The 13,244-nt window shown below is 72.1% G+C and carries 13 protein-coding genes and 1 pseudogene; 12 read left to right on the top strand and 2 right to left on the bottom strand.

All coding sequences use genetic code 11. The annotated features are described in order from the left end of the window. The first annotated feature begins 30 nt into the window (after positions 1 to 30). Positions 31 to 2,358, top strand: coding sequence for a transglutaminaseTgpA domain-containing protein (locus DSM112329_RS13115; protein ID WP_354702269.1), 2,328 nt, complete (start codon positions 31 to 33; stop codon positions 2,356 to 2,358). Positions 2,359 to 2,361: 3 nt separating this feature from the next. Here the strand turns inward: DSM112329_RS13115 and DSM112329_RS13110 are convergent, their stop codons facing one another. Then, complete coding sequence (locus DSM112329_RS13110; RefSeq protein ID WP_354702268.1) at positions 2,362 to 2,730, bottom strand: tetratricopeptide repeat protein; 369 nt, start codon at positions 2,728 to 2,730, stop codon at positions 2,362 to 2,364. Positions 2,731 to 2,747: 17 nt separating this feature from the next. Next, a complete protein-coding gene (locus tag DSM112329_RS13105; RefSeq protein ID WP_354702267.1) occupies positions 2,748 to 3,140 on the bottom strand; it encodes a hypothetical protein in 393 nt (130 codons plus the stop codon). Between the two features lie 105 nt (positions 3,141 to 3,245). On the opposite strand from DSM112329_RS13105, the gene rimP reads away from it, so the two are divergent. The 11 genes and pseudogenes from rimP (at position 3,246) to DSM112329_RS13050 (ending at position 13,195) form a co-directional block, all read left to right on the top strand. Continuing rightward, positions 3,246 to 3,662: a ribosome maturation factor RimP gene (gene rimP / locus DSM112329_RS13100; protein ID WP_354702266.1), complete on the top strand. Its 417-nt coding sequence runs from the start codon at positions 3,246 to 3,248 to the stop codon at positions 3,660 to 3,662. Positions 3,663 to 3,668: 6 nt separating this feature from the next. Then, the gene (gene nusA / locus DSM112329_RS13095) at positions 3,669 to 5,282 is read left to right on the top strand and encodes a transcription termination factor NusA (protein WP_354702265.1); all 1,614 of its coding nucleotides are present in this window, start codon (positions 3,669 to 3,671) and stop codon (positions 5,280 to 5,282) included. 26 nt (positions 5,283 to 5,308) lie between these two features. Then, positions 5,309 to 5,521: pseudogene (locus DSM112329_RS13090) on the top strand (YlxR family protein); the annotation flags it as partial. Beyond that, entirely contained in the window at positions 5,521 to 8,514 is a 2,994-nt protein-coding gene (gene infB, locus DSM112329_RS13085) for a translation initiation factor IF-2 (RefSeq protein WP_354702264.1), read from the top strand. The pseudogene DSM112329_RS13090 and the gene infB, both read left to right, overlap by 1 nt. A 24-nt stretch (positions 8,515 to 8,538) precedes the next feature. Then, complete coding sequence (gene rbfA, locus DSM112329_RS13080; RefSeq protein ID WP_354702263.1) at positions 8,539 to 8,886, top strand: 30S ribosome-binding factor RbfA; 348 nt, start codon at positions 8,539 to 8,541, stop codon at positions 8,884 to 8,886. Beyond that, positions 8,883 to 9,908: a DHH family phosphoesterase gene (locus tag DSM112329_RS13075; protein ID WP_354702262.1), complete on the top strand. Its 1,026-nt coding sequence runs from the start codon at positions 8,883 to 8,885 to the stop codon at positions 9,906 to 9,908. The genes rbfA and DSM112329_RS13075 overlap by 4 nt, the downstream gene beginning before the upstream one ends. Before the next feature lie 58 nt (positions 9,909 to 9,966). Further along, positions 9,967 to 10,806 (top strand): tRNA pseudouridine(55) synthase TruB, encoded by an 840-nt coding sequence (gene truB, locus DSM112329_RS13070; protein WP_354702261.1) that lies wholly within the window; start codon positions 9,967 to 9,969, stop codon positions 10,804 to 10,806. Next, entirely contained in the window at positions 10,803 to 11,705 is a 903-nt protein-coding gene (locus DSM112329_RS13065; protein WP_354702260.1) for a bifunctional riboflavin kinase/FAD synthetase, read from the top strand. Before truB ends, DSM112329_RS13065 begins: the two co-directional genes overlap by 4 nt. Continuing rightward, positions 11,702 to 11,974, top strand: a complete 273-nt coding sequence (gene rpsO / locus DSM112329_RS13060) for a 30S ribosomal protein S15 (RefSeq protein ID WP_354702259.1) — start codon at positions 11,702 to 11,704, stop codon at positions 11,972 to 11,974. Before DSM112329_RS13065 ends, rpsO begins: the two co-directional genes overlap by 4 nt. Before the next feature lie 36 nt (positions 11,975 to 12,010). Beyond that, on the top strand, positions 12,011 to 12,733 hold the full coding sequence (locus DSM112329_RS13055) for an HAD family hydrolase (protein WP_354702258.1): 723 nt from the start codon (positions 12,011 to 12,013) through the stop codon (positions 12,731 to 12,733). A gap of 9 nt (positions 12,734 to 12,742) precedes the next feature. After that, on the top strand, positions 12,743 to 13,195 hold the full coding sequence (locus tag DSM112329_RS13050) for a redoxin domain-containing protein (protein ID WP_354702257.1): 453 nt from the start codon (positions 12,743 to 12,745) through the stop codon (positions 13,193 to 13,195). The last annotated feature ends 49 nt before the right edge of the window (positions 13,196 to 13,244 follow it).

The following is a 13,244-nucleotide window of genomic DNA, read 5'->3' as shown; positions in this document are numbered from 1 at the left end:
GTCCTGGGCCCGCCGCCGGCCATGCTGTTCATGGCCCAGCCAGTCCGCGTCGTCGCTTTCGCGTTCCTCGCGGTGCTCGTGGGCCAGCGCTGGGGCCGGCTGACGGACGGGAACCTGGGCACCGAGCTGCTGCTCGGCGCCGCGCTGGCCACCGCCGTCGGGATGGCGCTGCTTGGGCTGCCGCAGGTGCTGGGGTCCCGGCGGGCGCGGGCCGCGACCCTCACCGTGACCGTGCTGCTCACGTTCGTCGCGGCGCTGCTGGTCTCCGGCATCGATCCGTCGCTGCTCAAGCCGCGGCAGTGGGACGACCTCGCCGGCGGCATCGGGAACGGCATCGGCGCGGTCCCCGACCTGCGCGTGCCCTACCGCGGCGACGACGAGTGGATCCGCTCGACCATCGGGCTCGGCGGCACGCTTCTGCTGGTGCTCGCCGCGGTCTGCTGCTTCCACGGGCGCGGCCGCCCCATCGCCGCGACGGCGGTGCTCATCGGGACCTACACGCTGGCCGTCATCCAGGTCGAGCAGGACCGCGCCCTCGGGGACGGCCTGATGCTCGCCGCGCTGATCGGGCTGCTCGTCCTGGGCGACCGCGTGCAGCTGCGCCAGGCGCGCACCGCCGGCCTGGCCCTCGCGATGGGCATCGGCGTCGCGGCGCTGGCGCTGCCGGTCCTGAACGGCGAGCGCCCGTGGGTCGACTACCGCAGCCTCACCGAGCAACTGGGGGAGCGGCCGACCACCCGCTTCGACTGGTCGCACTCCTACGGCGCGCTGCCCTGGAGCCGCAACGGGCGCCAGGTCCTGCGGGTCCGCGCCAGCCGGCCTGCGTACTGGAAGGGCGTGTCGCTGGACAGCTTCGACGGCACGCGCTGGACGCGGTCGCGGAATCCGATCGCGGGGACCACGCCGGACGAGCGCTCGTCGACCCATCCGGGCTGGTCGCTGCGGGTCTCGGTCGCGGTCCGGGATATGCGCTCGACCCAGCTCTACGCACCCGGGGAGATCCTCGAGATCAACCGCTCGAGCATGAAGGTCCGGCCCGACACCCCCGGGACGGTCGTCACCGCGCGGCGCCAGATGACCCGCGGGGACAACTACCTCGCGACGGTCTACGCACCGGCGCCCACCGACGCCGAGCTGCGCCGCGCGGGCACCGACTACCCCTACAGCGTCACGCGTGCCCTGACCATGGAGCTGCCGGACACGACCCCCGGCAGCGCCACCCCGCGCGTCGTCCCGTCACCTCAGGGCAGCACGCCGACGCCGCCGCCGAGCGGTCGCCGCGGCCGCCGGTCGGGCCTGCCCGAGGGGTCCACCGGGACGTTCGGCCAGGGGTTCGGGCGGACCGTGATCGCGTTCCCGGCGTTCGGCAGCGACGGCAGCCCGCGCGCGTTCCATCGTCCCGGCGGGCTCGCCGACGACGGCTCCGCCGAGCTCAGCAGCTCGCCGTACGCGCGTATGTGGGCCCTCGCCCAGCGGCTGCGCGCGACGTCGACCTCGCCGTACGACTACATCCTGAAGGTGCAGGAGCGCCTCCGCGACGGCGCGTCCTACGACGAGCGCCCGCCGGCGGCGCGCTACCCGCTCGAGTCCTTCGTGTTCGACTCCCGGCGTGGCTACTGCCAGCAGTTCTCCGGGTCGATGGCGCTGCTGCTGCGGATGGGCGGCGTTCCCGCCCGCGTGGCCGAGGGCTTCGCGCCGGGCACGCTCGACACCGCCCGCGGCGAATGGGTCGTCCGCGACTCCGACGCCCACTCGTGGGTCGAGGTGTACATGCCCGGCATCGGCTGGACCGTCATCGACCCGACGCCCGCCGTGGCCCCCGCGGCCTCCCAGGTCGAGACCCAGCTCGAGGAGGACGACGCCGCGGCCGCCACCCCGGGGGACGACCGGAGCGACTCCTCAGGCGCCGGCGACACGGCCGGGCTCACGCCGATCAGCGGTTCCGGCGACAGCGACGGCGGGTCGGTCGTGCCGTGGCTGATCGGCGGCCTCCTGCTCGCCGCCGTCGCCGCCGCGGCCACCGCGGCCTGGGTGCGCGCCCGGCGCCGCGCCGCCCGGCCGGGGGCCGACCCCGCCCTCGACGAACTGCTCCGCGCGCTGAGCCGGGCCGGCCGGCCGGTCCCGCCCGGCGGGACGTTGTCAAAGGTCGCCGCGTCGTTCGTCATGGCTCCCGAGGCCGGGGCCTACGTGCGCGCACTGGCCCGCGCCCGCTACGACACCTCAGGCGCGCCGGCACCCTTCCACCCCGACCGCGCGGCCCGGCGCGCGCTGCGCCGCGGCCTCACGGGCGGCGGCCTGGCCGGCCGTCTGCGCGGCCTCTACGCGCTCCCGCCGCGGCTCCCGCGGCGGGCCCGCTGAAGGTCAAGGCGCGTCGGTCGCGCGAACGGAGCGCTCGAGGTACTCCCGGTAGTCCTTGCGCTCCGGCCGGAGCGTGGCGGCCATCGTCAGCGGCTTACGTGCCTCGACGTGGTCCCCGAGCGACTGCAGGCAGCGTCCGAGGCAGAAGAGCGCGAAGTCGTTCGTCGGCTCGCGCTCGGCCACCACGCGGAACTCCTCTGCGCCCTCCCGGTAGCGCTGCGATCCGAAGTACGCGCGGCCGAGGGCCTCGCGGACGCTGGTCTTGTCCGGCTCGAGCTCCGCGGCACGGGTGAGCGGGACGACGGCGGCGTGGAAGTCGTTGCCGTCGAGGAGGCTGGTGCCGGCTTGGAAGAGCTCATACGCAGAGTCCATGGGATCGGTGCTCCAGTCTATTTCGGCAGCGGGCGTCCGCTCCGCGCGACAGCGGCGAGCCGGCGGGCGTCCTCGGCCGCGGTGACCAGGGTCGACAGGGCCACGTCGAGCAGCAGCGGATCGGGCACCGGCCAGGGCAACTCGCCCTGGAGCCAGACCTCACCCGCGCGCGTGGTGGTAAAGCGGACCAGCACCAGGCGCCGCCCGCGGTGCAGCAGGTCGGCCGCGTCCAGCAGCCCCGGCTCGCAGACCGGGGCCTGGATCCGCAGCAGCGCGGGGGCGGGCCCGCGGACCGCGAGGCCCACGTCGAGCGGCCACCCGGCGACCTCGGGAAGCGTCAGGCCCCACGCGTCAGCGCCGGTCCGGCGCCACGGTTGGCCCAGGCTGTGCAGGAACGACTCGATGAGCATCAGCTTGCTATGTTTGCCACACAGCTTTCGTTGCCTGCGCCTATGCGCCGGCTGTCGGTGAGAGCGGGCGCCCGCCCGCTCTTTTTTATGTCCCAAGGAGAGTCCATGACCAGCAGCATCCAAGACCAGGTGGAGGCCACGCTCGCGTCGGCCGAACCCGACGTCGAGGTGCTGCTGGCCGAGGTCAGCGGCAGCCACATCAGGCTGTTCGTCGACCACCCGGACGGCGTGACGCTGACAATCTGCGAGCGCGTGACCCATGCGCTCGCCGACATCCGCGAGCAGTACGCCCTGGAGGTCTCGTCCCCGGGACGCGACCGTCCGCTCACCAAGCCGCAGCACTTCCGGCGGTTCCTCGGGCGGCGCGCGAAGGTGCGCACCCGGGAGCAGCACGACGGCCACAAGTCGTTCACCGGCGAGCTGGTCGGCGCCTCGGACGACGCCGTCACGATCGCCGCCGACACCGGGATCATCGCGATCCCGTACGTCGACATCCACCGTTCCAACCTCGTCGAGGAGTAGCCCGCCATGTCACGCGAGATCCTGGAAGCGATGGGCGCCCTGGCCCGTGAGAAGGGCATTGCCCCGGACAAGCTCCAGCACGCCCTCGAGGACGCGCTCCTCTCTGCCTACAAGAAGCAGCCGGACGCGGCGAAGTACGCCAAGGTTCAGCTCGACGCCGAGACGGGCGACTACCGGGTGATCGAGCTGATCGTGCCGGACCGCCTCGAGGCGCACATGATCGTCGAGACGATCGACGAGAACACCTACCTCGACGCGGAGACCGGCGAGTTCGTCGAGCCCGAGGAGGTGGAGATCGGCGCGGACAAGTTCGAGGAGTACGCCGACCAGATCGAGGAGCAGGACGTCACGCCGGACGACTTCGGCCGCATCGCCGCGCAGACCGCGAAGCAGGTCATCCTGCAGCGCGTCCGCGAGGCCGAGCGCGACATGATGTTCGAGGAGTACCGCGACCGCGTCGGCGAGCTCGTCACCGGCATCGTCCAGCAGAAGGACGCGCGCTACACGCTCATCCAGCTGCGCGAGCGCGTCGAGGCGCTGCTCCCCAAGAGCGAGCAGGTCGACGGCGAGCGCTACGAGCACAACCAGCGCGTGAAGGCCGTCATCAAGGAGGTCTCGGCCTCCACGAAGGGCCCGTCGATCATCGTCAGCCGCCGCGACGGCGAGCTGATCAAGAAGCTCTTCGAGCTCGAGGTCCCGGAGATCGCCGACGGCCTGGTGGAGATCGCCAACGTCGCGCGTGAGCCCGGCTACCGCTCGAAGATCGCGGTCGTCTCCCACGCGGACGGCGTCGACCCGGTCGGCGCCTGCGTCGGCCCCCGCGGCTCCCGGGTGCGCATGGTCGTCTCCGAGCTGCGCGGCGAGAAGATCGACATCATCCCCTACAACGACGAGCCCGCCCGCTTCGTCGCCAAGGCGCTCTCGCCGGCCCGCGTCCGCGAGGTCCTGGTCGACGACGACGCCCGCCAGGCGACCGTCATCGTCCCCGACGACCAGCTCTCGCTGGCGATCGGCCGCGAGGGGCAGAACGCCCGCCTCGCCGCCCGCCTGACCGGGTGGCGGATCGACATCAAGTCCGAGACCGACTTCGCGCAGTCCTCCGGTGAGGAGACATTCGAGCAGGAGCAGGAGTCCGGCCGCTGCGCGGCCGTCCTCTCCAACGGCCGCCGCTGCCCGAACGCCACGGAGCCCGGGACCCGCTTCTGCGGCCTCTCGCCGCACCAGGCGCTCTCGGTGTTCAACACGAACTCCGTGGTCGTCCTCGCGCATCTCAGCGACGAGGAGATCGACTTCCTCAACAACCCCGCCGCCCTCGACGAGGACGTGACGGAGATCGTCACCCGCGTGGAGGCACAGGTCGCGGAGGACGAGGCCGCCGGCGCCCTGCCGGAGGACGGCGAGGTCGACGTCGATGCGCTTGAGGCCGAGGATGCCGAGGCCGCCGAGGTCCCCGCTGCGGGCGGGGAACCGGTCGCAGACGCCGCCGAGGCAGAGGCGGCCGAGGTCGCCGGCGTCGAGGAGGAGGCCGCCGAGGTCGCCGCCGAGCTCACCGAGGAGCCGGCGACGGGAGACGCTATCGTCGAAGACGCGGCGCCCTCCGAGCCGGAGGCCGCGTCGTAGGGCACGTCCCCACCCGTCGCTGCGTTGGCTGTGGAGCGCTCCGTCCCAAGACGGAGCTTCTCCGGCTCGCCGTAGCGGGCGACGCGGTGGTGCTGGACCCCCGGGCTGTGCTGCCGGGACGTGGTGCGTATGTCTGCGATCGCACGTGTTGGCACCAGGCGCTGAAGCGCCGCGCGGTCACCCGCGCCTTTAGGCGCACTGTGTCGATCGACCCATCCCTTCTAGAATCAACGAGTTAGTGGCAACCAAGCGCGTACACAAGATCGCCAAAGAGCAGGGACTCACCGCCCTGGAGCTGCTCGTGCAGCTCCGGGATGCCGGTTTCGACGTCACTGCGGCGGCACAGGAAGTCGACGAGGACGAGGTCCTCAGCAAGCTCGGATTGGGCGGTGCGCCCAAGGTGGAGCAGCCGTTCGTGCCGACGCCCAAGGCGGATGAGGCCGACGTCGCCCCTGCCGTCGCTGAGCAGCCGGCCGCCCCGGCCGCGCCCTCGGCACCGCCGATCGAGCCCCAGATCCAGATCCCCACACCCACGAGCACCCCTCAGGCCCCGCCGCCCGGTCCGCGCGTCATCGAGCAGCCGACCCCGGCGCCGCGGACGCCTGCGCCCGCTCCGCTGCCGCCGCGCGCCACGCCTGCACCGGCACCGGCCGCTCCGGCGTCGACCCCGATCCCGCCGCTGAAGCCCGCTCCGGCGCCCACCCTGAAGCCGGCCCCTGCGCCGACGTCCTCGGCGCCCGCGACGCCCGCCCCGGCACCGCCGAAGCCGCCCGCCAAGCCTGCGCCCAAGGGCGCTGTCGGCCCGCGCATCATCGCGCAGCCCGACGCGGCCGCGAAGCCGAAGCCCAAGCCCCGCCGCGAGGAGGCTCCCTCCGCGCGTGCGCCGCAGAAGCCCGCCCCGCGCCAGGCACCGCCCCGTCGCCAGGACGCCCCGGCACCGCCGTCGGTCCCGGTTCCCAAGCTCCAGCCGCCGCCGGACCCGCGCGAGATCGCGGCACGTGCGCTGGCCGCCGAGAAGGCCGCCGAAGAGGCTGCCGCCGCCGCGGCGGCCGCCCAGGCCGCCGCGCAGACGCCCGAGGACGCTGCTGCGGCTGCGGCCGCCGCAGCCGCCGCTGCCGCCGCGAAGGAGGGCGACAAGGACAAGGACGGCAAGCCGTCGATCACGATCGGCGACAAGCCCGACGCGGGTCGTGGCCCCAAGATCCTCGCCGTGCCCGAGCCGCCCAAGCGGCCCAAGCGCGACGAGTCCCAGAACCTCCCGGGCGGCCGCAAGGGCGCCCCGACGACCGGTGCCGCCGGCCGTCGCCGCGTCGTCATCGACTCGCAGGCCGCCCGTCGCGGTCCCGGCGGTCCCGGTGGCCCCGGCGGTCCCGGCGCCAACCAGCCGCCGCGCCGCCAGCGCCGCGGTCGCCGCCGTCGCGGTACGTACAACGACTCGGTCAACGAGCTCGACGTCTCGGCACAGACGTCGATCGACCTGATCAAGATCAACTCGGGCTCGACCGTCAAGGACGTCGCCGAGTACCTCGGCGTCCCGATCCCCGACGTCATCAAGAAGCTGATGATGCTCGGTGAGATGGCGACCCTCACGCAGACGCTCGCCGACGACGCCATCCAGGTGATCGCCGACGAGTTCGACCGTGAGATCGAGATCGTCCACGCGTCCGACGACGACGACGTCATCGAGTACGACGACGACGAGGCCGACATGATGTTCCGCCCGCCGGTCGTCACGATCATGGGCCACGTCGACCACGGCAAGACCTCGCTGCTGGACGCGATCCGCATGGCGGACGTCGTCGGCGGCGAGTCCGGTGGCATCACGCAGCACATCGGTGCCTACCAGGTCCACCACAACGACAAGATCCTCACGTTCCTCGACACGCCGGGCCACGAGGCGTTCACCGCCATGCGTGCCCGCGGCGCGCGCGTCACGGACATCGCCGTGATCGTCGTGGCGGCGGACGACGGCGTCATGCCGCAGACCGAGGAGGCCATCGACCACGCCCACGCGGCCGATGTCCCGATCGTCGTCGCGGTCAACAAGATCGACAAGGAAGGCGCGGACCCGACCCGGGTGCGCACCGAGATGACGACCCGCAACCTGCAGCCGTCGGAGTGGGGCGGGGACACGGAGTACGTCGACGTGTCCGCCAAGGCGCGCACGAACCTCGAGGACCTCCTCGACACGCTGCTCGTCGTCGCCGAGCTCGAGGACCTGAAGGCCAACCCGGACGCCGAGGCGTCGGGTGTCGTCATCGAGTCCAAGCTCGACCCGGGCCGTGGCCCGGTCGTCACCGTCCTGATCCAGCGCGGCACGCTGCGCGTCGGCGACGCGCTGCTGGCCGGTCCCCAGTGGGGCAAGGTCCGCGCGATGCACGACTACACCGGCGCCCGCATCAAGCAGGCGGTCCCCGGCGACCCGGTCGAGATCCTCGGCTTCGACGGCGTTCCCGCCGCCGGCGAGCAGGTCCGCGTCGTCGAGAACGACCGCAAGGCGCGGTCGCTGGCCGCCGAGCGCGGGCATCGCCTCAAGACGGAGTCGCTCGCGCGCCGGTCCGGCCGCAAGGTGTCGCTCGATGACGTCTTCAAGCGTGCGCTCGGCAGCGAGTACAAGGAGCTCAACCTCATCGTCAAGGTCGACGTGGCGGGCTCCCTGGAGGCGCTCGAGGACGAGATCGCCAAGCTCCCCCAGCAGGAGGTGCAGGTCAACATCATCCACTCGGGTGTCGGTGGCATCACCGAGTCCGACGTCATGCTGGCGACCGCCTCCGAGGCGACGATCATGGGCTTCAACGTCCGGCCCGTGGGCGACGCCCGCGGCGCCGCCGACCGCGAGGCCGTCGAGATCCTCAACTACTCGGTCATCTATAAGGCGATGGACGACCTCCGCGACGCGATGGAGGGCCTGCTCGATCCGGAGGAGGTCGAGGACGCCGTCGGCGAGGTCGAGGTCCGCGCGATCTTCCGCGCCTCCAAGATCGGCACGATCGCGGGCTGCATGGTCACGTCCGGCAAGGTCACGCGTGGCGCCAAGCTGCGCGTCGTCCGCGACGGCCGCGTGCTCACGGAGACGCGCATCGACTCGCTCAAGCGCTTCAACGACGACGTGCGCGAAGTCGCGACCGGGTTCGAGTGCGGCATCACGCTCGTCGGCACGCAGGACATCCAGGAAGGCGATGTCTTCGAGGTGTTTGCGACCCGCAAGGTCGACCGCGTCCTCGCGAAGTAGCTCCGGAACCGGAGCGACAGACAGGTGGCCAGCGACCGGATGCGGCGGGTGGACGAGGCGGTGCGCGAGGTGCTCAGCGCCTCGGTCACCACCGACCTCAAGGACCCGCGCGTCGGCTTCGTGACGGTCACCGGGGTCAGCACGAGCGCCGACCTGCGGCACGCTCGCGTGTTCGTGAGCGTGCTGGGCAGCGCGGAGGAGCAGCAGGCGTCGCTGGACGGGCTGCAGTCGGCCCACGGCTTCCTGCAGGCCGGGCTCGCGCGGCAGCTGCGGATGAAGCACACCCCGGCGCTGACGTTCATCTTGGACGACACGGCCGAACGGGCCGCGCGCGTGGAACGGCTCGTATCGGAACCGCGAGGCGACAGTTGAGCGCGGACGGCGCCGCGGACTCGCGCGCCGCCACGCTCGCCGAGATCCGCGCGGGCGAGCGGTTCATCCTCGTGACGCACGAGCACCCCGATGGCGACGCGCTCGGCTCGCTCGTGGCCATGCACGAGGTGCTGCTCGCCCTCGGCAAGGACTCGGTCATGTTCGTCGCGGCGGACGAGTTCCCGCTGCCCTACGAGTACCGCTTCTTCGTCTTCGACGGACTCGTGAGCCAGGCCCCGCCGGACCTCGACCAGCGCACGGTCATCTTCCTCGACTGCGGCAACATCGACCGCAACCCGCTCGACGAGGTCAAGGGCGAGGGCGCGCGGATCGTCAACATCGACCACCACCACGACAACACGCGGTTCGGGCTGATCGACCACGTCGTCGAGGCGGCCTCGTGCACCGCGGAGATCGTCTGGGACCTGATGCGCGAGCTCGGCGTCGCGCCGACCCCGACGATTGCGGACGCGCTCTACGTCGGGCTGGTCACCGACACCGGGAAGTTCATGTACGAGAACACCGGCGAGCGGGCGCACGTCATGGCCGCGGAGCTGATCGCCGCCGGCGTCGACGTGAACGCCATCTACCGGCGGCTGTACGAGGAGATGCCGTACAGCAAGCTCGAGCTGCTGGCCCTCGGTCTGGGCAACCTCTCCCGGCACGACGACGGGCGCCTGACGTTCACGATCCTCCACCGCGAGGACTTCCACGCCGCCGATGCCGAGGAGAGCTACTCCGAGGGCCTGATCGACCACCTGCGCTCGGTCCGCGGGACGAAGGTCGCGGCCGTCGCCCGCGAGCTGCTCGCGCCCACGCAGGACGGGGACGGCGCGCGCAAGAAGAAGGTCTCGTTGCGGGCGACCGACGGCGAGGTCGACGTGTCGGTCATCGCCCGCGCGGGCGGCGGCGGCGGGCATCGTCAGGCCGCCGGCTTCAACACCCAGCTGTCGGAGACCGAGCTCGTCGCGTTCCTCCGCGAGCAGGTCGCCTTGCAGCTGGGCCCGCTCTCGCAGGTCTGACCGACCGCTCACCGCGCCCTGCCGCGCCCCAGGGGTGGGCAGGCGCGGGACCTCTTCCATGGACCGCGTCCTCCTGATCGACAAGCCCGCCGGCAAGACCTCCCACGACCTCGTGGCGGCGGTCCGGCGGACCGTGGGCGGTCCGCGCAAGGGCCCCGGGGTCATCCGCGTCGGGCACGCCGGCACCCTGGACCCGTTCGCGACCGGGCTGCTGATCGTGCTGACCGGTCGGGCGACCAAGGCGCAGTCGCTGTTCATGGGCCTGCGCAAGACCTACACGACGACCGCACGGTTCGGCGCGGTGTCGTCGACCGGCGACACCGAGGGCGAGATCACCGAGACGGGCGTCCTCCCGGAGCGGCCGCTCGTCCTGCCCACCGGCCTGGTCCGCCAGCGCCCGCCGGCCTACAGCGCGGTGAAGATCGACGGCGAGCGCGCGTACGCCCGCGCCCGCCGGGGGGAGGACGTCGAGATGCCCGAGCGCGAGGTGACCGTCCACCGCTTCGAGGAGCTCCCGGCACCGCCCGCCGACGCGTTCGCGATCGAGTGCTCCTCCGGGACGTACGTGCGGTCGCTGATCGCCGACCTGGGCGACGCCTACTGCACGAGCCTGCGCCGTACCGCGATCGGGCCGTTCCGCGTCGAGGACAGCCCGCAGCACGCGACGGTGGAGGACGGCATCCCGCTGGGCGACGCGCTCGCCCGCTTCCTGCCGTCCGTCGACCTGGACCCGGGCGCCGCCGCACGTGCCGCGTCAGGGGTGGCGGTGCCCGTTCCCGCGCCCGTCGAGGACCTCTGCGAGGGGCACGTCCTGCTGCGCGACCCGGACGGGCCGATCGCGCTGGCGCAGCCGCGGGGCGGCCTGCTCAAGCCCGTCGTAGGCTTCAGGGACCGATGACCGCGACGATCGTCCCCATCGAGCAGGTCACGCCGCGCCCCCGGCGCGTCGCGGTCGGCAGCTTCGACGGCGTGCACCGCGGCCACCGCGCGGTGATCGAGGGGTCGGACACCGTCCTGACCTTCTCACCGCATCCCGTGTCGGTGATCTCGCCCGGCGCCGTACCGAAGCTCCTGACGACGCTGCAGCGTAAGGCCGAGCTGGTCGGCGACCTCGGCGTCAAGGAGCTCGTCGTGATCCCGTTCGACGCCGCCTTCGCCGCCCAGACGGCGCAGGAGTTCATCGACGAGATCCTCGTCGGGAAGCTCGGCGCGACCGACGTCGCGGTGGGGGAGAACTTCCGCTTCGGGCACAAGGCGGTCGGCAGCCCGGACCTGCTGCGGGCCGACTCGCGCTTCCAGACCCGCGAGATCCCGCTGCTGGAAGCCGACGCCGAGGTCATCAGCTCGAGCCACATCCGCGGCCTGATCATGGGCGGGGCCGTCGAGTACGCCGACACGCTGCTGGGCTACACCTTCGCCGTCGACGGACCCGTCACGCACGGCGAGGAGCGGGGGCGGACGCTGAACTTCCCGACCGCGAACCTCGTCCCCGACGACGCGTACGTGACGCCCGCCCACGGCGTCTACGCGTCGTACGCACGGACCGCCGACGGCGCCTGGCACGCCGCCGCGACCTCGATCGGCGTGCGGCCGCAGTTCCAGACCGGCCTCGGCGTCCTGATCGAGGCGTTCCTGCTGGACTTCACGGGCGACCTGTACGACCAGCCGCTGCGGATCGAGTTCCTCAAGCGCCTACGCGGCGAGAAGCGCTTCGAGAGCGTCGACGCGCTGCTTGCCCAGATGGCACGAGACGTCGAAGACACCAGGGCCTTTGCTAGCCTTCCACGTCGCCCATGAGCACCCTTTCCGCAGAGCGCAAGCAAGAGATCATCACCCAGTTCGGGGAGAACCCGAAGGACACGGGGAACACCCGCGTCCAGGTCGCGCTGCTGACGGCACGCATCAACGACCTCACCGAGCACCTGCGCTCGAACAAGAAGGACCACCACTCCCGTCGTGGCCTCCTGATGCTCGTCGGCCAGCGTCGCCGCCTCCTGCGCTACTACGAGAAGTCGAACCTCGAGGGCTACCGCGCGCTCATCAAGGAGCTCGGCCTCCGCAAGTAGCCGGATCCGCGGAGCAGCGCCCGGATCCGTTCCGGCATGCGCATCCGCGGCGTCGTCTTCGATCTGGACGACACGCTCACCGATCACCGCGGACTCGAGATCGAGATCTGGGCCGAGGCGTGTGCGTCGATCGTCGCTGCGCATCCCGAGGTGGAACCCGACCTGCTGACGGTCCGCCACCGCGGCAACCTCGAGCGCTTCTACGAGGACCTGCTCCACCGTCGTTTCGACCTCGCCGCGTTCCAGCGGGCGCGCCTGACGCACGCGCTGGAGCCGTGGGGCATCGCGCCGTCGGACGAGCTGATCGACACGTACGTCCGCCACAAGAAGCGCTTCGAGCGCGAGGTCTGGGCGGGCCCGAACGCCGAGGCGGCGCTGCGTGCCACCCGTGCCGCCGGTCTGCGCATCGGCGTCCTGACGAACGGCGAGGAGGCCGGCCAGCGCGCGAAGCTCGCCATGCTGGGGCTCGCGACCGCCCCCGACGCCTTCGTGACGTCGGAGGCCGCCGGTGCGCCGAAGCCGTCGAAGGTGCCCTTCGCGGCGGTGGCGTCGGCGCTCGGACTTGACCCGGGCGAGCTGGCGATGGTCGGCGACAGCGTGCGCAACGACATCCACGGCGCGCTCGACGCGGGCTTCGCCGCGGCGGTGCTGGTCCGTCCGCTGCCGGATGGCCTGCAGGAGCTGCCGGCGGGGGCGCTGGTGGCGGACGACGCCCACGCGGCGCTCGCGGCGCTGGGGCTCACCGGGGCCAACGTCTAGGGTGGCGGTATGGCCGTCATCGCTCCCGGAACCCCTGTCCCCGACTTCGTCCTGAAGACGGGGGACGGCGAGGACTTCACCCCCGCCGACCTGGAGGGGAAGACGACCGTCCTCGTGTTCTACCCGTTCGCGTTCAGCCCGGTCTGCACCGACCAGTTCCAGATCTACGACGAGGTCATCGACGAGCTGAAGGCCAAGGGCGCGGTCGTCTACGGGGTCTCCACCGACGCCACCTGGTCGCAGACGGCGTTCAAGGAGAAGCTCGGCGTGTCGATCGAGCAGCTCTCCGACTTCGAGCCGAAGGGCGCGACGTCGAAGGCCTTCGGCGCCTACTTCGACCCGGCGGGCATGTCGAACCGCGCGCTCGTGATCGTCGGCCCGGACAAGACCGTCACCTGGTCGCACCTGGCGGACTCCCCGGGCGACCTCCCGGGCGTCAACCTGCTGTTCGACAACCTCTGACAGCGGAACGAAGCGGTTGCTGAGCAACCGCTTCGTTCGGGTACCGGGC

Origin of the sequence: Paraconexibacter sp. AEG42_29, from assembly GCF_040581415.1 — a bacterium.
Classification (GTDB): domain Bacteria; phylum Actinomycetota; class Thermoleophilia; order Solirubrobacterales; family Solirubrobacteraceae; genus Paraconexibacter.
Note: the sequence above shows the minus strand (reverse complement) of the source record. Positions and strands in the feature narration are given on the sequence as shown.